The following is a 22,193-nucleotide window of genomic DNA, read 5'->3' as shown; positions in this document are numbered from 1 at the left end:
GTGTACAGCTTGCATTTAGTGTCAGGTCGAGCGGATATAGGGGTTTCGCTTATCTTGGCGCAAGGCAGGGACGGCATGGGCAGGCTTCGTTGGGCCCATCCGCCTTGCAGATGGCATTACCTGCCGGATTCGGCAGAGGCGTTTAGTTTCATGTGTACGTGCACCAGGCTTTAAACGTGGGGCGCAAAAGAGCCCCGGAAAAGAAGGGAAGCACCATGAGCAAGAACATCAATCGTCGTCAGTTCGTCGCCGGTGGCGCCACCGCCGCTGCGGCCCTCGCCCTCACCGCGTGTGGTGGCTCTGGCTCTGACTCCGCCAGCACTGGCTCCGCCGAGAAGAGCTCCTACAAGGTCGCTATGATCATGAGCGGCATTATTACCGACGGCGGCTGGGACCAGGCCCACTATGAGTCCCTCAAGCGCGCCATTGACTCTCACCCCAACTGGGAGATGCTCGAGCCCAAGGAGAACGTCGCCAACGCCGACGCCGCCACCGCCGCCGAGTCCTACGTTGACCAGGACGTCGACCTGATCGTCGGCAACGGCAACCAGTTTGCCTCCACCTGGGCCGAGGTCGCTTCTGATGCCGCCGAGTCTCACCCCAACGTCCACTTCCTGATCACCAACACCAACCCTGAGCAGGAGCTCGCTGACTACGAGAGCACCGACAACGTCGAGACCGTTCTTCCTGACTTCACGCAGCTCGGCGCCCTCGCCGGTGTCATCGCTGGCCTCATGACCCAGACGAAGTCCATTGGCTTCATCGGTGGCATGAAGCTTCCGAGCACGCTCGCCAAGTACAGCGCCTACCTTGCTGCTGCCCAGAAGATCGATTCCTCCATCCAGGGCCAGTACAACTTCGAGGCCGGCTTCTCAGACGCCGCGAAGGGCACCCAGCTCACTGAGCAGTGGATCAACTCCAAGAACGTCGACGTCATGTGGGGCGACGCCTCCGCGGTCGACAACGGTTCCCGTAAGGCCCTCGAGGCCGCCGGTGCCGACACCCACTTCGACATCGCCCAGCCGATCGACATCCTCGGCGACGATCAGCCGACCGTCATCGCTTCCACGGTGACCGACTGGAAGATCGACCAGGCCATGGACGAGATCGAGGCTGGCACTTTCGGTGGCGGCAAGGCCATCACCGCTAACATGGACAACGGCGGCGTTACCCTCGGCAAGTTCTCCGACAAGGTCCCGTCTGACGTCCAGGATAAGATCAACGAGTATGCCGATCAGATCAAGGCTGGCACCTACCTGAGCGACTCCGAGATTGAGGCCATCCAGTCCACGCTGGGCTAGTCTGGCTAACTTGCGTTTGGGCCGAGGGTCTGGGCGCGGTCGTGACGAAGTCGCAACGCGCGTCCGCGTAGCTGAGACAGTCGACGTGCGGTCGAAGTTGTTGTTGCTCGGCTAGAGCTAAAGACAATCGGCTATTTGGCCGGGATGCCAAGTGCATCCCGGCCTTTTTTGCGGTGCGAACGCGAGATTGCGTGCGGGTTGGGACTCCCCTCGCTGCGTACAATCCGTCCATCAGCGTCTCGCAAATACCAAATTAGTGTCCACAAGGCCTTACCCCCACTGCGAACTCGCCTTGCTTGCAGCGCAATGCAGATATGGCTCCGCGCATCGCGGGGCCGCGCGCATCCGCGGAATCCCATCATCGCACCCTAGCGTTAAACTCGCGTAGCTATAACGACCAGGTCAGAGGGGTTATTTCGTTTTTTGTGCTTCCTTGCCAGCCACCCAGTATTCCTGGCCGTTCGCCGTCCAAAAGTAGGCCCGCGATGCTCACTTGGCTAACCTTTTGTTAGCCAGCAAGACTTCTCATCAGAGAACGTCGCTTGCCATGGGGCGTTTAAGGATTCGCGTTCGCGAGTGCCGCCGCGCCCAGCTATACGGGGCTGAGTCCCTACGCGCGCCTGGGAAGCGCGCAACAATTCCATAAGGAGGACGTCATGGAGACACTGAGGGAGGTCGGCAGGCCGATCCCAAGGGTTGACGCCTACGACAAGGTCACTGGTCGTGCGAAGTTCACGGATGACCTATGTCCCAAGCCTTGCCTTGAGGCAAAGCTTCTCCACTCCACCATCGCAAACGGTCGGGTCACCTCGATTGACACCACGGAGGCACTCAAGGTGCCGGGCGTCGTTGCTATCTACACGTGCTTCGACGTGCCCAAGCATCCGTATCCCGTTGCCGGTCATCCCTGGTATGCCAACTCCGCAGCGGCCAAGCGTGACCAGGCTGACCGTCGCCTGCTTGACGACCGCGTGCGCATCTATGGCGACAACATCGCCGTCGTGGTGGGCGAGGACACCGTCGCTTGTGACCGCGCGCTGCGCCTGATCAAGGTCGAGTACGAGGAATATCCCGTCGTCTACGACGCGATCGAGTCCATGAAGGGCACCGAGGTGCCCGTCCATGAGGCCAAGCCCGACAACATCGTTGCCCACACTTGCGCCGTCACGCCTGAGGACAAGCTCGCCGAGGCCGGCTACAAGACGGTGGAGGAGGCCCTCGAGGATCCCGCCTATCATCACATCGCCATCCATGCGGAGAGCCGCGAGCAGTCTCAGGTCCACATCGAGTCCTGCGTCTCCTACTGCTACATGGAGGGTAACAAGATCGTCTGTGTGAGCTCGACGCAGATCCCGCACGTCGTGCGCCGCGTCATCGGCCAGGCCCTTGGCATTCCCTGGGGCGACGTTCGCGTCATCAAGCCCTACATCGGCGGTGGCTTCGGTACGAAGCAGGACGTCCACTACGAGCCTCTCAATGCGTGGATCTGCAAGCAGCTCGGCGGCCGATGCGTCAGGCTCGAGATCTCGCGCGAGGAGCTCTTCTGGGCCACTTCGGGCCGCCAGCCCAAGACGTTCGACATCGAGTGCTCCTATGGCGACGACATGACCCTCCACGCTCGCAAGATCGTCGCGTACTCGAATACGGGCGGATACGTTCACCACGGTCACGCCCTCGTTCTCAACTCGGTGAACAGCTTCCGCTGGCTCTACCACACCAACGAGGTCGCCACGCACTCCGAGGCCTACACCATCTACACCAACGGTCCGCATACGGGAGCCATGCGTGCCTATGGCGTGCCCGAGGGCAACTGGGCCGCAGAGTGCCTCATGGGCGACATCGCCTATGACAACGGCTGGGATGGCCTCGAGTTCCGCCTCAAGAACGTCTATACCGACAAGTTCGTCGACGAGTTCACGCCCAACGGCGTCATCGCCGCCCATACTTGCGCCATCAGGGAGTGCGCCGAGAAGGGCAAGGCGTACATCGAGTGGGATCGCAAGAAGAGGGAGTACGCGAACGAGACCGGCCCGATTCGCCATGGCGTGGGCGTTGCGTTCTTCGTGTACAAGACCGCCGTCGCTCCGTTCGCGCTCGAGACGGCCACCGCTCAGGTCACGCTCAACCAGGACGGCTCAGTCCAGCTCCAGATGGGCGCCACCGAGATTGGCCAGGGAGCCGACACCGTCTTTAGCCAGATGGCAGCCGAGGCCATCGGCGTCGACACCGAGGACGTCCACATCGTCTCGCAGCAGGACACGGACGTCACGCCCTATGACTCCGGTGCGTACGCGTCGCGCCAGACCTACGTCTCCGGCACGGCCGTGAAGAAGGCCGGTGAGACCCTCAGGAGCAAGATTCTCGACTTCGCGCGTAAGCTCACGCCTGACGCGCCCGGCGAGCTCGACCTGCATGACCATGCTATCTGGGACGGTGAGGGCAACAAGATCTGGAACCTCGCCGACCTCGCCCTCGAGGCCTACTACAACCTCGAAGGAGCAAATCAGCTCTCCGCCCACGAGACCATCAACGTCCACACCAACACCATTGCCGGTGGCGTCACTTTCGCTGACGTCACGGTGGACATGCCTCTTGGCCAGGTCACGGTCAACAAGATCATCAACGTCCAGGACTCTGGCCGCCTGATCAACCCCAAGCTCGTTGAGCAGCAGATTCACGGCGGTATGGCCCAGGGTATCGGTTATGGCCTCTACGAGGAGCTTCAGGTTGACCCGAAGACCGCTCGCGTCCTCAACCCGACCCTGCTCGACTATAAGATCCCGACGACGATGGACCTGCCCGACCTCAAGGCCGACTTCGTCGAGAAGCCGTGCCCGACGGGTCCCTACGGCAACAAGGCGGTTGGCGAGACCCCGATCATCTCGCCCGCATCCGCCATCCGAGACGCAATCCTCGACGCCACCGGCGTCAAGTTCTACGTGGAGCCTATGACGCCGCAGCGTCTGTTCGAGGGCTTCAAGGAAGCGGGGCTGATCTAGATGTACGACATCGAATCGCTCTATGAGGCCACCAGCGTGGCCGATGCCTGCGAGGCCCTTGCGGCCGACCCCTCCGCCGAGGTCATCGCCGGCGGCACCGACGTCCTGGTCAAGCTGCGCGAGGGTAAGGGCGCGCCTGCCCACCTTGTCTCGATCCACGAGCTCCATGACGAGCTCGATGGCGTGCGCCTTCTTGACGACGGCACCGTTTGGATCGGCCCCATCACGTGGTTCCATCACGTGACCACGTCCCCGGTCATCCAGGAGACCGTACCGGTTCTCGGCGAGGCCTGCGATACCCCGGGCGGCCCGCAGCTGCGCGTCTCCGGCACGATCGGTGGCAACGTCTGCTCTGCCGCCACCTCCGCCGACTCCGCATCGACGCTCTTTGCGTTTGGCGCTCTGCTCGACCTTCAGAGTTCCCGCGGAACGCGTACCCTTCCCATCGAGGAGTGGTATGCCGGTCCCGGCTGTAGCCATCGCGAGCGTGACGAGCTTCTCGTGGGCATCCGCATCCCGCGCGACCACTACGAGGGCTTCTCTGGCCACTACTTCAAGTATGGCAAGCGTCGTGCCCTCGAGATCACCACGATGGGTTGCTGCTGCCTGGTGAAGCTTGGCGAGGACAAGCGCACGATCGAGGACATCCGCCTCGCGTTTGGCGTCGCCGGCCCGACCCCGATGCGCGCTATCGCCGCCGAGGACGCCGTGCGAGGCCTCGACGTGGCCGAGGCCGCCGAGCGTATCGGCGAGCTCGCCTGCGCTTGCACCAACCCGCGTGACTCCTGGCGTGCGAGCAAGGACTTCCGCCTGCAGCTTATCAAGGAGATGTCGAAGCGTTCCCTCATCGAGGCCGCTCGAAAGGGAGGGGCTGATATCTAATGGATATGCGAATTCTCAAGTGCACCGTCAACGGTAAGGAAGTGCAGGTTGGCTATGACCCGCGCGAGAGCCTGCTCGACACACTGCGCAACCGCCTCGGCCTCACGAGCGTCAAGCGCGGCTGTGAGGTGGGCGAGTGCGGTGCCTGCACCGTCCTGATCGACGGCGTCGCGACCGATACCTGCCTCTACCTTACCGAGTGGGCCCAGGGCAAGAACATCCTCACCGTCGAGGGCCTTCAGGCTCCGGATGGTACGCTCAACCCCGTCCAGCAGGCCTTTATCGACCAGTTTGCCGTTCAGTGCGGCTTCTGCATCCCCGGCATCATCATGAGCGCCGTGGAGATGATCGACTCTGGCAAAACCTTCACGCGTGACGAGATCCGCAAGAACCTCTCCGGCCACCTCTGCCGCTGCACCGGCTACCAGAACGTGATTGACGGCGTCGAAAAGGCGATCGAGATCGTCCACAAGGAGTGCGGCGAGTAGGCGAGAGACGTCTCTCTACGTGCGTGCGTTAGCAAAGCGGGTCCGCTCCCCACGGAGCCGGACCCTCTATTTGTGCGGTTCAGAACTCTTGATGCCCGTCCAGGTCACCCCAGCAGCCAAGGCCCGCCTCTGCAACGTGGGTCTGCGTGGCCTCCGGACGCGCCCCGAGCCAATCAAGCAGCCAGGGCCCGCCTCTGCAACGTGGACCTGCGTGGCCTCCGGACGCGGAGCGAGGATTTTCTCGAAGAGCACCCGAGCGCAGCGTCCGGAGACCACGCCGGACCTCGTTCTACGCCCAGTTCACGATGATCGTGTTGTTGTCGAGCTTCCCATTGCCTTGGTCAAGACCGTCGCCCACGCAGACGTCATAACCGTTGCGCTGCAGGTCGTTGACGAACTTGGCCAAGCGCGCCGAGTAGGTGTTGAGCAAGCGGGCCGTCTGGATGGGGGAGATGAGGTCCTGGTCGCGACCGTAGATGATGTCGCAGATGGCGTCGGCGACATCCGTGTTGCTGTTGGCAACGAGGTCGTTGTAGAAGGAGTTGCCCACACCGTTGCGGTCGTCGACACCCGGAGCGAACTTTACCGAGAGCTCGTAGTGACCAAACTTCGCGTACATGCGGACGCGCGTGTCCGTGCGGGCGGCGCAGTTGCGGATGGCCCAGTTAATCGCGTTGTCGGAGAGGGTGTCAGCCGCGGCGCGCTCGCGGTTGGGTTTGGCCTCGTCCGCGATGGCGCGAGCCTCTTCTGCCTTGATCATGTCGAGCATGGTACCCTCCGTCTGAAGTCGTTGCGTGCGGTCGAATCGTATCCCAGGCCAACGCCGTGGCCTGGCAATACCGCTGATTCATATAGTAAATTACCGTTCGCGAGGTTATACCCGCCGTTTGCGCTCCACAACGTAAGAACCAAACAAATAGTTTTAGTAACTGAATAATATTTAGCATGTCGTGCGGGACCCAAAGGAGGGGCACGCATGGGAAACACCATGAAGACCGAAGGTAATCTGGACGAGAGGCTTTTCAAGCGCGAGGGAGTTCCACCCCTGTCCTCGCTTGTGCCGATGAGCCTTCAGCACGTGCTGGCGTCGTTCGCCGGCGTCATTACGCCAGCGATGATGATCGCCACCACGTGCAAGTTCACTCCGGAGCAGGAAGCGGCGATCATCCAGGTCGCCCTCATCCTCTCCGCCATCGACACGCTGCTTCAGCAGTTCCCGCTCTTTGGGCGCATAGGCGCGGGCCTGCCCATCCTCACGGGCGCATCGTTCGCCTTCCTTCCCGTCATGCAGGCGGTTGGCGGCGAGTTCGGCTTCTCCGTTGTACTCGGCTCGCAGCTCATCGGCGGCATCGTGGCGGTGGTCTTCGGCCTTTTCTACGATAAGGTAAAGCGCTTCTTCCCGCCGCTCGTCACCGGTACGGTCATCTTCACCATTGGTGTCTCGCTCTATCCCACCGCCATCAAGTACATTGCCGGCGGTGTCGGGACGCCGGGCTTTGGCAGCGCCCAGAACTGGCTTGTTGGCCTCGTCACCTTCGCGCTGACCTTCGGCCTCACCAACTTTACGACGGGCATCACCAAGATTGGCTCGATTTTCTTCGCCATGCTCATTGGCTGCCTTGTCTCGATTCCCTTTGGCATGATCGACGCCTCTGCGATTTCCGGTGCGTCCTGGTTCTCCCTCCCGCAGTTCATGCCCTACGAGCTCAAGTTCGACCCGGCAGTGTGCATCACGGTCGGCATCATCTACGTGATGGTGAACGTACAGCTCATCGGTGACCTTTCCGCTGCGGTTGCCGGTTCGATGGACCGCATGCCCAAGGGTCGCGAAATCAGTGGCGGCATCATGGCGCAGGGCCTCGTCTCCATCATCTCCTCGATGTTCGGCGGCCTCCCGACCTCCGCGTTTGGCCAGAACGTCGGCATCATCGTGAGCACCAAGGTCATCAACCGCTGGGTCTTTGGCGGCGCGGCTCTTACCTTCATGGCGGCCGGCCTCTGCCCGAAGCTCTCCGCGCTCCTGCTCATGATTCCGCAGCCCGTCATTGGCGGCGCCACGATCAGCGTGTTCGGCACCATTACCCTCAACGGCATCCGAATCCTCGTGAAGGACGGGCTTACGCCGCGCACCTGCACCATCTTTGGCGTGTCTGTGGCATTTGGTCTTGGCATCGCGCAGGTCTCCGGCTCCCTTACCGGCACTGGCATGCCTGCCTGGATCAACACCATCTTCGGCACCTCCGCGATCACTCCGTGCGCCGTCATGGCCATCGTGCTGAATCTTCTCATGCCTCCCGAGCCCATCGAGGAGAGCGAGGCGCTTAAGGTCGCCGATTCTGGTGATCATGACGCCGAGGGCGACGACGAGGCCGAGGCTGCCGAGGCGTAGCACGACGCCGAAGGCGACGACGAGGTCGAGGCTGCCGAGGCTGTCGCGCTAATAAGTTTGATTCGCATATTGCGTGATTGCGCGACTCGCTAAGGGCGGGCGCGGCTGGGATGTGGATCCTGGCCGCGCCCGCTGTTCGTAAAAGAAGCGGGTGCGCCCCGGTGAGGGGAGCACCCGCTAATAGCTAGGTGTTTGGTGGCTCAATCATCGCGGCCTCGCGTGTCAGCCAATGCTCGCGCCGCGCCGCCGGTTGCTGCTCACGCCACAGGCTCGCGCGCCACTCATCGCTCGTGTCGCGGCCTCGCGTGTCAGCCAATGCTCGCGTTGCGCCGCTGCTGACGTCCTCTACGCAAGCTCTGCCACGGCGTCCCTGAGCTCGTCGACGCGATTCGTGGCCTCCCAGGTGAAGTCCGGGTCCTTGCGGCCGAAGTGGCCGTATGCGGCGGTCTTCTCGAAGATCGGGCGGCGAAGGTCGAGGTCGCGAATGATGGCGCCCGGGCGCAGGTCGAAGACGCGCTCGACTGCGGCCTCGATCGTGCGGTCGCTCACCGTGCCGGTGCCCTTGGTATCAACCAAGATGGACAGCGGGTGCGCGACGCCGATGGCGTAGGCGAGCTGTACCTCGCACTTGTGGGCGAGACCAGCGGCGACAACGTTCTTGGCAACCCAGCGCGCGGCATACGCGGCGGATCGGTCGACCTTGGTGCAGTCCTTGCCGGAGAAGGCGCCGCCGCCATGACGGCCCATGCCGCCGTAGGTGTCGACGACAATCTTGCGGCCGGTGAGGCCGGTGTCGCCCATCGGGCCGCCAACGACGAAGCGGCCGGTGGGGTTGACGTAGATGTCCGCATTATCCCAGGGGATGTCGACCTCGGCGAGAACCGGCGCGATGACGTGCTCGATGACGTCGTTCTTGATGACGTCCATGCTCTCGACGCTCGGGTCATGCTGCGTGGAGACGACGATGGCGGTCACCTCGGCGGGTCGGTCGTTCTCGTAACGGACGGTCACCTGGGTCTTGCCGTCCGGGCGAAGGTATTCGATCTCGCCGGACTTGCGGACGTCCGCCAGGCGCTTGGCGAGGTTCTGGGCGAGGTAGATGGGCATGGGCATGAGGGTCTCGGTCTCGTCCGAGGCATAGCCGAACATCATGCCCTGGTCGCCTGCGCCGATGAGGTCGAGAGGATCGGTCGTGCGGCCTGCCTGGGCGTCGAAGGACTCGTCGACGCCCTGGGCGATGTCGGGGCTCTGCTCGTGAATCATGCTGATGACGCCGCAGGTCTCGCAGTCAAAGCCGAACTTGGCTCGGTTGTAGCCGATACGGCGAAGCACGTCTCGGGCGATGGTCTGCACGTCGACGTAGGCCTGGGTGCGGATCTCGCCGGCGACGACGACGGTGCCGGTGGTGACGAATGTCTCGCAGGCGCAACGGACCGCAGAAAGGCTGGCGTGGCTGCCGGACGGGCTGACGTAGCCCTCGGCCTCGAGGCGAGCCTCCTTGGCGAGAATCGCATCGAGCACGGCATCGCTGATCTGGTCGCAGATCTTATCGGGGTGACCTTCGGTCACGGACTCCGAGGTGAAGTAGTAGCTCTCTGACATGCGTGCAACCTCCTTGGGCGCAAGGCCCGTACGTGACGCCTTCCGGCGCCCGGAGACGAAAAACGTCCCCATGCCTATATGCAAGGGGACGTCGATGACGCGTGTCATGCTTCCCCCGTCTTCCGGAGAGCGCGGCTCTCCGCCGAGAATTGGCACCCTGCCGGCGGCTGCGGCCGCGAGGTGGGTTGTCGGAGCGTCATAGGGCTCGGTCCCTCGGCTCTACGCGTCTTGGCGGTGTTTGGCCGCTTCGACGCCTCTTGACGAGCGCCCTTTCAGGGCATAGATAGTGTATTGGTTCGAAAGACGTCTGTAAACTTCAGAAATTATGTAAAATCGTCTGCTTAGAGTGCGTATAATGCCCCATCGCGAGGGTATATAGGACAGCCGTGGATGCCGGGCTAGCCTGGCTCCTTACTAAGCACACAAATGAGTGTGCCTAGCGTTGCTGAACGTCCCGCACCACCGCCGGCCAGCAAGACCCGCACCACCCCGGCAAGTCTCCATCGCCGGCCAGCAAGACCCGCACCACCGCCGGCAAGGCCTCGTCGCCGGCGAGCGCAACCGTAAGTCACGTTCTACTGCAGGGAGTCACCACGTGAGAACTGCCTTCGATATCTTCAAGCGCGATCTCAAACGCATCTTCGTCAATCCTGTGGCCATCATCGTTGCTATCGGCGTCTGCATCATCCCGTCGCTCTACGCCTGGTTCAACATTCTCGCCAACTGGGATCCGTACGAGAACACCTCGACGGTCCCCATCGCTGTTGTCATCGAGGACGAGGGCGCCGAGGTGGGCGACAAGGGCTACATCAACGCCGGTGACATGGTCGAGGAGCGTCTCAAGGACAACGACCAGCTCGGTTGGAACATCGTCGATAACGAGGACGAGGCGATCGAGGGCGTGAAGAGCGGCCGTTACTACGCCGCCTTCGTCCTGCCGAAGGACTTCACCAGCTCCATGGGAGACGTTCTCGACGGCGACACCGAGCAGGCGCACATCGCCTATTACGTTAACGAGAAGGTAAACGCCATCTCGCCCAAGGTGACCGATACCGGTGCGACCACCCTCGAGGCGCAGATCGCCAACCAGTTCGTGCAGGTCGTCGGCGAGACGGTTTCCGAGAAGCTCTCCATCCTCTCCGGGAGCCTGCTTGGCGGCATCGACGAGGCCACCGCGAGCGCTACCGAGAGTCTGGTCGAGGTGCAGGGCCTGCTCAACGGCATCGCCGATGGCCTCAACAACGCTGGTGGCACCATTTCTGACGCCCGTGGCGCCGTTAGCTCCGCCCGTTCCATGCTCTCCCAGGTGAGCACTTCCTCCGCCTCGCTCGCGAACACGCTCTCGAGCTCCATGGACTCCCTCTCCACCACCCGTGCCAACGCGGGCGCCCTTGGCGCGCAGCTCTCCGGTGCCCTTGGCACGAGCGTGTCGACCATCTCTGGCATCTCCAGCAAGGCTAACTATGACATCGGCCAGATCACCGGCGACGTGGGCTGGGCCCAGGGCCAGCTCGATGGCGCGATCAACCACATTGGTGCCCTCAACTCCAACACCATCGCGGACCTCACGACCTCCATCCAGCGTGCGTGGGTCACGATTAACGGCCTCGATGACTCAACCCCCAACAAGCAGGAGATTCTCAACGCGCTTTCCTCCGCGGAGTCTGCGCTCAACGAGCTCAAGAACCTGAACGACGGCCAGCTCGCCACCCTCAAGGAGAAGAGCGCCGCCATCAAGAATGCCAACGATGCGATCGCCGGCCTCTCTGATTCCGTGAACGCCGCCGTGCAGGCGACCTCCCAGGGACTTGCCGAGATGCAGGGAACGCTCAACACTACGACGCTCCCGGCCGTCTCTAGCGCGCTCGACGGCTTCGCCGACGCCGGTGGCCGCCTTGTGGGCACCGCCAGCGCACTCGCCCCGATGCTCTCCCAGGCTGACGGCACGCTCTCCCAGCTCGACGGCATCCTCGCTCAGAGCTCTGACGCCATCGCCCAGACCTCTGCCGGTGTTCGTTCCGCCGCGGATGCCGTGGGCTCGCTCGCGACCGATACCGCCGCCATCCAGAGCGCCGAGGCCTTCAGCATGCTCAAGGACGCGCTTGACCTCGACGCGGAACAGGTGGGCGACTTCATCGCCTCGCCCGTCGAGATGGTCTCCCAGCCCGTCTATGCCGTGGAGAACTACGGCAGCGGCGTGGCGCCGTTCTTCACCAACCTCGCTCTTTGGGTGGGCGGCTTCGTGCTCGTCGCCATCTACAAGCTCGAGGTCGATGGCGAGGGCATCGGCAAGTTCAAGCCGTGGCAGGGCTTCTTCGGCCGCTGGCTGCTGATGAACCTCCTGGGCCAGGTTCAGGCCATTATCTGCTGCGTTGGCGACGTACTTCTCGGCATTCAGTGCTTGAACCCGGTGGCGTTCGTCTTCGCCGGCATGGTCGAGAGCTTCGTCTACGTCGCGTTTATTTACTCGATATCCGTGGCCTTCAAGCATATCGGCAAGGCCATTGCCGTCCTGCTCGTGATCCTGCAGATTCCCGGTGCCTCGGGCACCTATCCCATCGAGATGATGCCGGACTTCTTCAAGAACGTTCACCCGTTCCTGCCGTTCACGTATGGCGTCAATGCCATGCGCGAGGCCATCGCGGGCTTCTACGGCAACTATTACGCCACGAACCTGCTCGTTCTTCTCGTGTTCCTGATTCCGGCGCTGCTCATCGGCGTTACCGCGCGTCGCCACCTGCTCAACATCAACGCCTTGTTCGATCGTAAGCTTGGGGACACGGAGCTCATGATCACGGAGCGCACGAGCATGGAGGGCGCGACCTTCCGCCTCTCTACGCTCATTAAGATCATCATGAACTCCGGCGAGTACAAGGCCGCCTTCACCGAGCGCGCCGCAAAGTTCGAGCTCATGTATCCCACGCTCATCAAGCGTGGCTTCGCAGCGCTCATCTGGGTGCCGCTCGTCCTGCTCGCTCTCATGTTCGTCCTGCCCGCGAAATTCGCGATGCTGACGCTCTGGATTCTCTCGCTGATCATCATCAGCACGTTCCTTATCGTGGTGGAGTACTTCCACGAGCGCGTCTCCAAGAAGCTCTCGCTCACTGACATGAGCCGCGAGGAGCTTTTCGCCCTCCTCGACGACGAGCTTCGCCAGGAGTTCATGGCGTTCGCTCCGCTCGACAAGATGCGTCTCGAGAAGGACGAGATTAACGTGTCTGCCCTCGAGGGCCGTTCTGCTCGCAAGGATTCCGATGCCTCGGATGCCGATTCCTCGAAGGGAGGCGAGGCGTAATGCGCAAGATCATCGACTTCATCAAGCGCGACCTGCGCCACATCAAGGGGAACGTCATCGCCCTCGTCGTCATCATGGGCATCATCGTGGTACCGACGTTCTATGCATGGTTCAACATTGGTGGCTTCTGGGACCCGTACAGCAACACGAAGAACCTGAAGGTCGCCGTTGCCAACTCTGACCTCGGTTACACCTCCGACCTCATGCCCATAGAGATCAACTTCGGTGATCGCGTAGTCAATGACCTGCGCGAATCGACGACCATCGGCTATACCGTGGTCTCCGAGGACGAGGCCATCGAGGAAGTTCGTTCTGGCGAGTACTACGCTGCCGTCGTCATCCCCGAGGACTTCTCCGCCGATCTCCTCACAGCCCTTTCTGACAATCCGGTCAAGGCCCAGGTCAAGTTCTATCAGAATGAGAAGGCCAACGCGATCGCCCAAATCGTGACCAACAAGGCATCCGCCGCCATCGAGAAGGACATCGACGAGTCGTTCGCGAGCACCGTGACGACCGTCGGGGCCGGCGTCCTCGACCAGCTTGGCAACTATCTCGATGACGATAAGATCGCGGAGGTTGCCGCCAACCTCGACACCGCCGTGCAGAAGAGCTCCGAGACGCTCACGTCTACCGCCCAGACCATGCGCGGCTTCGCGGACACGCTTGACACCACCCAGGGCCTGCTCGGGTCCGGCTCCTCGGCCTTCGATGCCTCCCTGTCTTCCGCGCTCTCCGTGGGCAACTCGCTCGCGGGTGCGGCGAGTAACGTCCGCGACCTCGGTAACGCCCTCGACGGCACCACGGGATCGATCAACGACGCCATCGCCTCGAGCTCTGCTAGTATCGGCGCGGTCTCCGATGCCATCGATAGCGCGTTCAATGCTGCCGATGGCCCCACGAACGACCTCATCGACGCCCTCACCAAGGCGCAGGGCGTGGCCTCCACGAACCAGGAGCGCCTGAATGACCTCGCGTCGCGCCTTGGCGCCGCGGCTGACAAGATGGACGCAGCCAAGTCTTCCGTCGACGCCCAGCTGAACGCCCTCGACCCGAATTCGCCGCTCTACGGCATTCGCTACTCGACGCTCCACAAGACCTCGATCGCGCTCCAGGACGCGAGGGACTCCGCCCGCGAGCTCAAGGCACACGCCGAGAGCGCCGCCTCCTCGATGGGCGAGCTCGCCCAGATGCTCGGCAAGACCGCCGGAGACATCCAGACGGGCAAGACCGACGCCGCAGCCGCCCGCGCCGAGCTCCAGGGCATCGTCTCGAATGCGAAGGACAGCCTTTCCTCCGTCGAGTCCTTCTACGAGACGAACCTCAAGGGGTCGCTCAACGACCTGGCCAACAACATCGACTCCGCCGCCGGCGATGCCGACTCCATCATGTCGAGTCTGAACGAGACGCTCGGTGCCGTCGGCACCACCGCCTCTTCCGCCGCGGACTCCATCGGTGGCGCTAGCGACTCGCTGAGCCAGGCCGCCGACGTGCTCGACGACTCCGCCCAGAAGCTCGTAGCGCTTCACGGCAAGCTCGCGGCAGCCCTCGAGTCCGATGACATGAACCAGGTGCGCTCGATTCTCTCGGGCGATGTCAACGAGCTCGCGAACTTCATCTCCAACCCCGTCGTCGTCGATCGCAACCCGATCTATGCGATCGAGAACAACGGCAGCGCCATGGCGCCGTTCTACACGACGCTCGCCATCTGGATTGGTGGCGTCATTCTGGCCGCTCTCATGAAGACGGGCGCGAGCGAGAAGGCCATTGAGGAGACGGGCTGCTCGCACGCCCAGGCCTATCTCGGACGCCTTGCCCTGTTTGCGGGCGTCGGCCTGCTCCAGAGCGCGCTGATCTGCGCCGGTGACCTCTACTTCCTCGGCGTGCAGTGCGCCAACCCCGTCCTCTTCTTCCTGGTGGGGTGGCTGGCGAGCTTCGTGTTCGTGAACATCATCTACGCCCTTACCGCGAGCTTTGGCGATGTGGGCAAGGCCATCGCGGTCGTCCTCATGGTCATCCAGGTGGCGGGTTCCGGTGGCACCTTCCCCAAGGAGATGCTCCCTGCCACGTTCCAGGCTCTGTATCCCTTCCTTCCGTTCGTCCACAGCGAGAACGCCATGCGTGCCGCGATGTTCGGTCTTTATGGCAATGACTACTGGATCTGCATGGGCAAGCTCGCGTGTTTCCTCATTCCGGCGCTCCTGCTCGGCCTCGTGCTTCGTCGCCCGATCATCCGTCTGAACGAGTGGGTCGAGGAGAAGCTCGAAAGCACGAAGCTGATGTAGGGGAGGGCCGCTCGTACCTGTGACCGTCTCGGGCCGTGCTCGCCGCCGGGCTACGCCCGCGATGGGTCGAACCTGCGGTCGCAGCGTGTCCGCGCCGCCCCTTCATTGATCGACCGACAACGCCCGAATGCGCCCTGAGAGCGCATCCGGGCGTTACACTTAGGCGCATGAGATACGCAAAGGTCGTCCCGGACATACAGACGCGCGCCATCGATGACGCCTTCGACTACGCAATCCCTCCGGAGCTCGAGCCGCGGTGCCTCGTGGGCGCCACGGTGCTCGTGAGCTTTGGCCATAGGGACGTCGTCGGCTATGTCACTGCCGTTGGAGACCAGCCTGGCGAGGGCGTCTCCCCGGAGCGCGTCCTGCCCGTTGCTCGCGTGCTTGCAGCCCCGGCGTTTGACGAGGTGGGAGCACGTCTTGCGGAGTGGATGGCTGCCGAGTATGCCGCACCCCGCCCCGCGTGCCTTCGCCTCATGATGCCGCCTGGCCAGACGATGCGCGTGAAGCGCGAGGAGGGCGGCGACTGGCAGCTCGTGGTCGAGCGCGCCCAGGCCGTCGATGACCGTTGGGTCTCCCTTACGGGGGAGGGCCGCGCCTACGAGCCCCGCGCGAACGCAAGTCGTCAGCGTCAGGTCCTCGCGGCACTCGTGGCGGGCCCCATGCGCCTGGCGGAGCTCTCCGCCCTCGTGCCGGGGGCTTCGAGCGTTGTCTCGTCGCTCTCGCGCAAGGGCGTAGTTTCCGTCGAGCACAGGCGTCGTGTCCGCGGGTCTGACGAGGGGACGAGCCTCTCGAGCGCCTCCGCGCCCAGGCCCGAGCGCCTCACGGCCGGGCAGGTCTCCGCGCTTGACGCCATTGCTCGCGCGACTGAGGCGTGTGCGGGCGACGTGGTCCTTGTCGACGGCGTCACGGGATCTGGCAAGACGGAGGTCTATCTCGACGCCATCGAACGCGTCCGTGCGCAGGGGAGAGGCGCCATCGTCCTCGTGCCGGAGATTTCGCTCACGGCCCAGACGGTTGGCCGCTTCAGAAGTCGCTTCGGCGACGATGTGGCCATCCTCCACTCCCGACTTTCGACCGGCGAGCGCTTCGACCAGTGGGACATGGTCCGCACAGGTGCCGCGCACGTCGTGGTTGGCGCACGCTCTGCCCTGTTCGCGCCTCTCGCGAACGTGGGCCTCATTATCGTGGACGAGGAGCACGAGGGTTCCTACAAGCAGGACCAGGCTCCGCGTTATCACGCGCGTGACGTCGCGGCGAGGCTCGCTCGCGAGCGTAGCGCGGCGCTCGTGCTCGGCAGCGCCACGCCCTCGCTCGAGAGCCTCGAGCGTTGCCGTGTCGGCTCGTGGCGCGGGTCTCGCTGGACGCGCGTTGAGATGCCCGAGCGTCCGGGCGGCGCCATCCTGCCCGAGGTCCGCGTGGTGGATATGCGCCAGCAGTTCGCGGCGAAGAACGGCTCGGTCTTCTCGACGGTCCTCTCGGAGGCCCTTCTCGGCGTGGCGAAGCGCCGCGAGAAGGCGGTCTTGCTGCTCAACCGGCGCGGCTTCGCGAGTTTCCTCATGTGCCGCGAGTGCGGCTGTGTCCCCACCTGCGAGCACTGCTCGACGGCGCTCACGTACCACGAGCGCACGCATAGCCTCATGTGTCACAGCTGTGGCCGCTCCTGGCCCGTGCGGGCCTATCCGGACCTCTCGACCAAGTGCCCCAACTGCGGAAGCCGCTACCTTGCGCAGTTTGGCCTCGGCACCCAGCGCGTCGAGGACGAGCTCAACATGCTTCTTGCGGGGCAGGGGGTCGACGTCATCCGCATGGACGCGGACACCACCTCGACGAAGGGCGCTCACACGCGTCTGCTCGAGGAGTTCGACGCGAGCGAGTGCGCCGTGCTCGTGGGCACGCAGATGATCGCGAAGGGCCTCGACTTTCCCGAGGTCACGCTCGTGGGCGTGGTCAATGCGGACACGACGCTCAAGCTGCCGGACTTCCGCGCCGGCGAGCGTACGTATGACCTGCTCGAGCAGGTTGCCGGGCGCGCGGGCAGGGGGGGCCGGCGCGGCGAGGTCGTCATCCAGACGTACTGGGCGACGCACCCCGCAATCGCTGCCGTGGCCAGGCATGACCGCTCGAAGTTCGAGGGCTATGAGCTGGGGCAGCGTGAGGAGGCGTACTACCCGCCCTTCTCACGCGTGTGCAACGTGACCGTCTCCGGCAAAAGCGAGCGCCTCGTGCGCGAGCGCACCGACGAGCTTGCTCGCTATGTGCGCGAGGCCGTGCTCGACCTCGACGGCGAATGGGAGGTTCTTGGCCCCGCGGAGTGCGTGCGCGCTCGCGTCAAGGATCGCTTCAGGCGTCATATCGTGCTCAAGTGCCCGGTGGGTGCCGAGCCCGGCTCTATCCTTGCGGCGGCGGCCTCGCGGCTCCCGGCGCGTCGAGACGTGTCGCTTGCGATTGACGTCGACGCGTACGACATGATGTAGAGGTCGGGCGACGCGCGTGCGGTCTGGCCGACTGCGCTCGTTGCCCGTCACCCATCGCGTGGCTATCGCGTGAGGACGCGCCCACGCGGCTTTTCGAGCGCATTCCTGCTGGTATCATGGTCTCTTGCGAAAACTCACGGCAGCCGAGAAGGAGCATCATGAGCGCATCCGAAGACATCGTCCTGACCCCAGATCCGCGCCTCTCCGAGATGTGCGCGCCCATCGAGAAGATCGACGACTCCGTCCGCAAGCTTGCCAAGCACATGCTTGACGTCATGTATGACGCCGACGGTTGCGGTCTCGCCGCGCCCCAGATTGGCGAGCTCGTTCGCCTCGTCGTCATCGATGTGGACTATGTGCCGGGCGATTCATCCAGCCGCAATCCCTACGTGCTGATTAACCCCAAGATCGTCACTGCAGACGGCGATCCGCGCCTCTTCGCCGAGGGCTGCCTCTCGTTCCCCGGTATCTCAGTGGACATCGAGCGTCCGAGCCATGTCATCGTCCACGCGACGGATCTCGACGGCGACCTTCTTCAGTATGAGGCCGAGAACAACCTCCTCGCCGTCTGCCTCCAGCACGAGATCGACCACCTGAACGGCGTGACGATGGTCGACCATCTCTCGCTGCTCGAGCGCGTCAAGGCCCTGCATGACTGCGAAGCTGCCATCTCCGGCGGCGCGCGTCCTGGCGAGACCTCCGCGGAGTAGCAGGCGCGTCGCTTGCTCCTTCCATCCTTTAGACCAGTTCCCTTCTAGGGAGGCCGATATGCGCGTTATCTTCATGGGCACGCCCGATTTTGCCGTCCCGTCTCTTTGCGCCCTCGCGGATGCCTTCGAGGTCGCCCTCGTCATCACGAGGCCCGATGCCGTTCGTGGCAGAGGCAAGCGCCTCGAGCCCAGTCCCGTCAAGGCGGAGGCCGTCTCTCGTGGCATCGAGGTAATCGAAGCCAATCGCATGACGCCCGAGGTCTTGGATGCTATGCGTGCCGTGAGCGCTGATATCATCTGCGTCGCCGCGTATGGCTGCATCCTTCCGGACGCCGTCCTCGAGATGGCGCCTCTCGGCTGCGTGAACGTGCACGCGTCCCTTCTTCCTCGCTGGCGCGGCGCCGCCCCCGTACAGCGTGCGATTCTCGCCGGAGACGAGCGCGCGGGCGTCTCGATCATGCGGGTCGTTTCCGCCCTCGACGCCGGCGCCTATTGCGCGCAGGCCTCCTGCGAGGTCGGTGACATGACCTCCGCCGAGCTCATGGCCAAGATTGGCGAGCTCGGTGCGGATGCTCTCATCGAGTCCCTCCGCGAGATCGAGGCTGGTACGGTCACGTGGGCCGAGCAGGACGAATCCCTCGTCACCTACGCGCACAAGATCGAGAAGGCCGAGATGAAGCTTGATCCGGCGGATGACGCCCTCGAGAACGCCCGCCGCGTTCAGGCCTCCTCGGACGCCGCTCCCGCGCGTTGTGCCGTCGCAGGTAAGGGCGTTCGCATCATGCGCGCCACCATCTGCGAAGACATGAGGACCGCTGCCGGAGCGGTCGAGGTTTCCCATGGCCGCGTCGCCCTTGGTTGCGCCGATGGTGCCATCGAGGTCATCTCCGTCAAGCCCGACGGCAAGCGCGAGATGGAGGCGTCTGCCTGGGCGGCTGGTCTCCGTGGAGACGATATCGCCTGGGAGCGTGTGTAAATGGCGGTCGCAAGTCCGGCTCGCACGACGGCCCTGCACCTGCTTGGCGCTCAGCGCCGCCGCGGGGCCCGCGCGCGTGATCTCATGCGTGGAGCGCGCGAGATGGAGACGCTCGGGCGTAAAGGCCGTGCTTTGGCCACAAGGCTCGTGCTTGGCGTGAACGTCGCCTCCGGAGAGCTCGATCGCCGTATCGATTCGTTTGCCTCTCGTCCCGGCTCGCTTGAGCCACGCGTGAGGGACGCCCTCCGCCTTGCCTCGTTCGAGCTGCTCTATCTCGACACGCCGCGGCAGGTCGCCGTGAGCCAGGGCGTCGAGCTCGTGAGGGGAGTGCAGCCGCGTGCCGCACGCATGGCGAACGCCGTGCTCAGACGCGTGGCCGAGTGCCGTCCTGAGGTTGATGAGGCACGCGAGGCGACGGACGCCGTCGCCGCGGGGGCCCGCATGTCCGTCTCTGTCGACGAGCTCGTGGTTGCCTCCGGCTATCCCGAGTGGCTTGTCGAGCACCTCGTCGCCGCCGTGGGCATGGCTCGCGCCGCCGGGATGTGCGCGTGCGCCCTCGAGCCCGCGCCCATCTACGCAGCAGCCGGCAAGGTCGGTGTCGAGGGAGTCGAGGGACTTCTCGGCAAGGCCGGTCTGGAGCCTGCCGCCACCGAGCTTCCCGGTTGCTGGCGCCTGGGTATGCCTGCAGGCCTCTCGAAGAACGGCCTGCTCGGCACGTGTGACGTCGTTGCCGCTGATATGGCGGCGCAGATGTGCTGTCGAGTCGCGGCTGGGGCCGGCCGCGTGCTTGAGGTGGGGCAGGGCCGTGGCACGAAGTCCCTGTTTCTTGCGAGCCTGGCCTCTCAGCTTGGCGGAGGGGCGCACATCGTCGGTTGCGAACTGGTCGCGTCGAAGGCACGGCTTTCCGCTGCTCGCATGGAGAGCGCCGGCCTTTCGGACGTCGTTTCTTGTGTCGAATTCGACGGTACGCGCCTTGCCGACGAAGACGATCTTCCCGAGGCGCTTCGTTGCCAGTTTGACTCCGTCCTCGTCGACGCACCCTGCTCCGGTACGGGTACCATGCGTCGCCATCCCGAAACTGCTTGGGCGCTTGAGCAGGCGATCGTCGATCCTGAGAATGTGGATTCCCTGCCCAGCCTGCAGCTGAGGCTGCTTCGCGCCGCCGCTTCCCGCGTGGCCGTGGGTGGCTCCCTCGTCTATGCCACGTGCTCGGTCCTTCCGGAGGAGAACTCCTGCGTCGTGGAGCGCTTCCTCGCGAGCGAGGAGGGTCACGGCTTCGTGCGTGGCGACATCCTCACGGCGCCCGCCGTGGCGGCGCTCGACGAGGGGTCTCGCGCGCCGTTCGAGCGCAACCTCAACGAGCGCGGCGAGTTCCAGTCGACTCCCATCCACGACGCTTTCGACGGCCACTTCTTCGCGAGGCTGATCCGCGAGTCATAGTCGGGAAGCGTCGGTGGTACGAGGCCGCGTGGCGTTCGCGAGCCTCGCGCGCCGTCGAGACAGAAAAGCGGGGACCACGCGTCAACGTGGGCCCCGCTTGTATGCCATCGTATGTGTGCGCCGCCGTCCGGCGACGTCAGCTGGCGCTATTTGGAGCAGCTCGAGCAGTCGCCGCCGGAGCAGCCGCCGCAGCCACCAGAGGTGGCGCTCGTCGAGGAACCGCCGCCGCGCTGGTCGGTGTTGTAGAAGCCAGTGCCCTTGAAGGAAATTAATGCGGGCTTGAAGACGCGCTCACACGGAGCGCCGCACTTGGGGCACGTGATAGCGGGGTGCTCGGACATGGAGTGCACGACCTCGAAGACGTTGCCGCAATCCGAGCATCGGTAGTCGTAACGAGCCATCTGAAGAACCTCCGTGTCTGGGCCGCCCACGTGGCGACCATCGTCAGCGCTCTCGCGCGTCATCATATAGAAATACGGCCCTAAGGCCGCAAAAGGTACTTTACCCAATTTCGCAGGTAGTTTCATCCCTAAGATAACCATACTTTTATATGATGGCCGAGTCTCCGCGTCCGTAGCGCTCGGCTGGTATCATTTCCGTGGAAGAATCCGCGGAGGGGCCTTGTTGCCCCGGTATGAGGGGTACTTATGGCTAAGATTTCTGGCGCTATCTTCGACTGCGATGGCACGTTGCTTGATTCTATGTGCATGTGGAACAGCGTCTTTGCTCGTCTTGTCGAGTCTTACGGCATTGATCCCACGCCCGAGCTTATCGCGCAGATCGAGGCGGCCACTCTTCCGCATACGAGCGAGATGCTCCACGAGGATTACGGTGCCGGAGCGAGCTCCCAGGAAGTTCTCGACCACATTCATTCCGTCGTTCTCAACGATTACGTTACGAACGTCAAGGAAATGCCAGGTGCGCGTGCCTTCGTTGAAAGTCTTGCCGCTGAAGGCATTCCTATGATTGTGGCCAGCTCTACCACCTCGAGTGTCCTGCGCCACGTACTCGCGCATTTCGGTTTCGATAAGTATTTCATCGACATCATCTGCACGGCCGAGGTCCGCGACGGCCGCGACAAGGACTTCCCGGACGTCTATCTCGAGGCTCTGTCTCGCCTCGGCACGCCCCTCGAGGAGACTTGGGTCTTCGAGGACGCGCCCTTCGCCGTGCGCGCGTCTCGCCGCGCCGGCTTCCACGTCGCGGGCATCCACAATGACCACGATGGCCGCGACCCCGAGTTCATCCGTGCGTGGTCGGACATCTATTCCGAGAACTATGAGTCCGTCTCGCTCGAGGCGATCCGCGCCTTCGACGACGCCTCGCGTAGGCCCTTACCCGAGGAGGCGTAG

At 63.7% G+C, this 22,193-nt stretch carries 15 protein-coding genes; 12 read left to right on the top strand and 3 right to left on the bottom strand.

Annotated features, from left to right (window positions below):
• Positions 1-215: 215 nt before the first annotated feature.
• The 4 genes from ACTQ1Z_RS03785 (at position 216) to xdhC (ending at position 5,670) form a co-directional block, all read left to right on the top strand.
• Positions 216-1,301, top strand: a complete 1,086-nt coding sequence (locus tag ACTQ1Z_RS03785; protein ID WP_441858855.1) for a BMP family lipoprotein — start codon at positions 216-218, stop codon at positions 1,299-1,301.
• Between the two features lie 656 nt (positions 1,302-1,957).
• A complete protein-coding gene (gene xdhA / locus ACTQ1Z_RS03780; RefSeq protein ID WP_441858853.1) occupies positions 1,958-4,300 on the top strand; it encodes a xanthine dehydrogenase subunit XdhA in 2,343 nt (780 codons plus the stop codon).
• Positions 4,301-5,182 (top strand): xanthine dehydrogenase subunit XdhB, encoded by an 882-nt coding sequence (gene xdhB, locus ACTQ1Z_RS03775; protein ID WP_441858851.1) that lies wholly within the window; start codon positions 4,301-4,303, stop codon positions 5,180-5,182.
• Entirely contained in the window at positions 5,182-5,670 is a 489-nt protein-coding gene (xdhC, locus tag ACTQ1Z_RS03770; RefSeq protein ID WP_293835186.1) for a xanthine dehydrogenase subunit XdhC, read from the top strand. The genes xdhB and xdhC overlap by 1 nt, the downstream gene beginning before the upstream one ends.
• A gap of 289 nt (positions 5,671-5,959) precedes the next feature.
• On the opposite strand, the gene ACTQ1Z_RS03765 is transcribed toward xdhC, so the two are convergent.
• Positions 5,960-6,439 carry a hypothetical protein gene (locus ACTQ1Z_RS03765; protein ID WP_343004967.1) on the bottom strand — a complete coding sequence of 160 codons (480 nt, stop codon included), beginning with the start codon at positions 6,437-6,439 and terminating at the stop codon, positions 5,960-5,962.
• A gap of 207 nt (positions 6,440-6,646) precedes the next feature.
• Here ACTQ1Z_RS03765 and ACTQ1Z_RS03760 point away from each other — a divergent pair, with 207 nt between their 5' ends.
• Positions 6,647-8,059, top strand: a complete 1,413-nt coding sequence (locus tag ACTQ1Z_RS03760) for a uracil-xanthine permease family protein (RefSeq protein ID WP_441858848.1) — start codon at positions 6,647-6,649, stop codon at positions 8,057-8,059.
• 345 nt (positions 8,060-8,404) lie between these two features.
• Here ACTQ1Z_RS03760 and metK read toward each other — a convergent pair whose 3' ends face one another.
• Positions 8,405-9,661 (bottom strand): methionine adenosyltransferase, encoded by a 1,257-nt coding sequence (metK, locus tag ACTQ1Z_RS03755; protein WP_441858846.1) that lies wholly within the window; start codon positions 9,659-9,661, stop codon positions 8,405-8,407.
• 595 nt (positions 9,662-10,256) lie between these two features.
• Here metK and ACTQ1Z_RS03750 point away from each other — a divergent pair.
• The 6 genes from ACTQ1Z_RS03750 to ACTQ1Z_RS03725 all read left to right on the top strand — a co-directional run bounded on the left by ACTQ1Z_RS03750 (position 10,257) and on the right by ACTQ1Z_RS03725 (position 20,841).
• On the top strand, positions 10,257-12,956 hold the full coding sequence (locus ACTQ1Z_RS03750; RefSeq protein ID WP_441858844.1) for a YhgE/Pip family protein: 2,700 nt from the start codon (positions 10,257-10,259) through the stop codon (positions 12,954-12,956).
• Positions 12,956-15,238, top strand: a complete 2,283-nt coding sequence (locus ACTQ1Z_RS03745; RefSeq protein WP_441858842.1) for a YhgE/Pip family protein — start codon at positions 12,956-12,958, stop codon at positions 15,236-15,238. Before ACTQ1Z_RS03750 ends, ACTQ1Z_RS03745 begins: the two co-directional genes overlap by 1 nt.
• A gap of 167 nt (positions 15,239-15,405) precedes the next feature.
• Positions 15,406-17,715 (top strand): replication restart helicase PriA, encoded by a 2,310-nt coding sequence (gene priA / locus ACTQ1Z_RS03740; protein ID WP_441858840.1) that lies wholly within the window; start codon positions 15,406-15,408, stop codon positions 17,713-17,715.
• A gap of 158 nt (positions 17,716-17,873) precedes the next feature.
• A complete protein-coding gene (def, locus tag ACTQ1Z_RS03735) occupies positions 17,874-18,425 on the top strand; it encodes a peptide deformylase (protein ID WP_441858838.1) in 552 nt (183 codons plus the stop codon).
• A gap of 58 nt (positions 18,426-18,483) precedes the next feature.
• Positions 18,484-19,401: a methionyl-tRNA formyltransferase gene (fmt, locus tag ACTQ1Z_RS03730; protein WP_441858836.1), complete on the top strand. Its 918-nt coding sequence runs from the start codon at positions 18,484-18,486 to the stop codon at positions 19,399-19,401.
• A complete protein-coding gene (locus ACTQ1Z_RS03725) occupies positions 19,402-20,841 on the top strand; it encodes an RsmB/NOP family class I SAM-dependent RNA methyltransferase (RefSeq protein ID WP_441858834.1) in 1,440 nt (479 codons plus the stop codon). It begins immediately after the preceding gene.
• Between the two features lie 146 nt (positions 20,842-20,987).
• Here ACTQ1Z_RS03725 and ACTQ1Z_RS03720 read toward each other — a convergent pair whose 3' ends face one another.
• Entirely contained in the window at positions 20,988-21,242 is a 255-nt protein-coding gene (locus tag ACTQ1Z_RS03720; RefSeq protein WP_343004976.1) for an FmdB family zinc ribbon protein, read from the bottom strand.
• 246 nt (positions 21,243-21,488) lie between these two features.
• Between ACTQ1Z_RS03720 and ACTQ1Z_RS03715 the strand changes: the two genes are divergently transcribed.
• Entirely contained in the window at positions 21,489-22,193 is a 705-nt protein-coding gene (locus ACTQ1Z_RS03715) for an HAD family hydrolase (protein WP_441858831.1), read from the top strand.

Source organism: Parolsenella sp. LCP21S3_E11 (assembly GCF_052118165.1).
In the GTDB taxonomy this organism is placed as follows: domain Bacteria; phylum Actinomycetota; class Coriobacteriia; order Coriobacteriales; family Atopobiaceae; genus Parolsenella.
Note: the sequence above shows the minus strand (reverse complement) of the source record. Positions and strands in the feature narration are given on the sequence as shown.

Coding starts and splice junctions, on each gene's coding strand:
- ACTQ1Z_RS03745 (WP_441858842.1), top strand. CDS start 12,956: ATGCGCAAGATCATCGACTTCATCAAGCGCGACCTGCGCCACATCAAG.
- xdhC (WP_293835186.1), top strand. CDS start 5,182: ATGGATATGCGAATTCTCAAGTGCACCGTCAACGGTAAGGAAGTGCAG.
- ACTQ1Z_RS03785 (WP_441858855.1), top strand. CDS start 216: ATGAGCAAGAACATCAATCGTCGTCAGTTCGTCGCCGGTGGCGCCACC.
- priA (WP_441858840.1), top strand. CDS start 15,406: ATGAGATACGCAAAGGTCGTCCCGGACATACAGACGCGCGCCATCGAT.
- ACTQ1Z_RS03725 (WP_441858834.1), top strand. CDS start 19,402: ATGGCGGTCGCAAGTCCGGCTCGCACGACGGCCCTGCACCTGCTTGGC.
- ACTQ1Z_RS03715 (WP_441858831.1), top strand. CDS start 21,489: ATGGCTAAGATTTCTGGCGCTATCTTCGACTGCGATGGCACGTTGCTT.
- xdhB (WP_441858851.1), top strand. CDS start 4,301: ATGTACGACATCGAATCGCTCTATGAGGCCACCAGCGTGGCCGATGCC.
- ACTQ1Z_RS03765 (WP_343004967.1), bottom strand. CDS start 6,439: ATGCTCGACATGATCAAGGCAGAAGAGGCTCGCGCCATCGCGGACGAG.
- metK (WP_441858846.1), bottom strand. CDS start 9,661: ATGTCAGAGAGCTACTACTTCACCTCGGAGTCCGTGACCGAAGGTCAC.
- ACTQ1Z_RS03760 (WP_441858848.1), top strand. CDS start 6,647: ATGGGAAACACCATGAAGACCGAAGGTAATCTGGACGAGAGGCTTTTC.
- def (WP_441858838.1), top strand. CDS start 17,874: ATGAGCGCATCCGAAGACATCGTCCTGACCCCAGATCCGCGCCTCTCC.
- xdhA (WP_441858853.1), top strand. CDS start 1,958: ATGGAGACACTGAGGGAGGTCGGCAGGCCGATCCCAAGGGTTGACGCC.
- ACTQ1Z_RS03720 (WP_343004976.1), bottom strand. CDS start 21,242: ATGGCTCGTTACGACTACCGATGCTCGGATTGCGGCAACGTCTTCGAG.
- fmt (WP_441858836.1), top strand. CDS start 18,484: ATGCGCGTTATCTTCATGGGCACGCCCGATTTTGCCGTCCCGTCTCTT.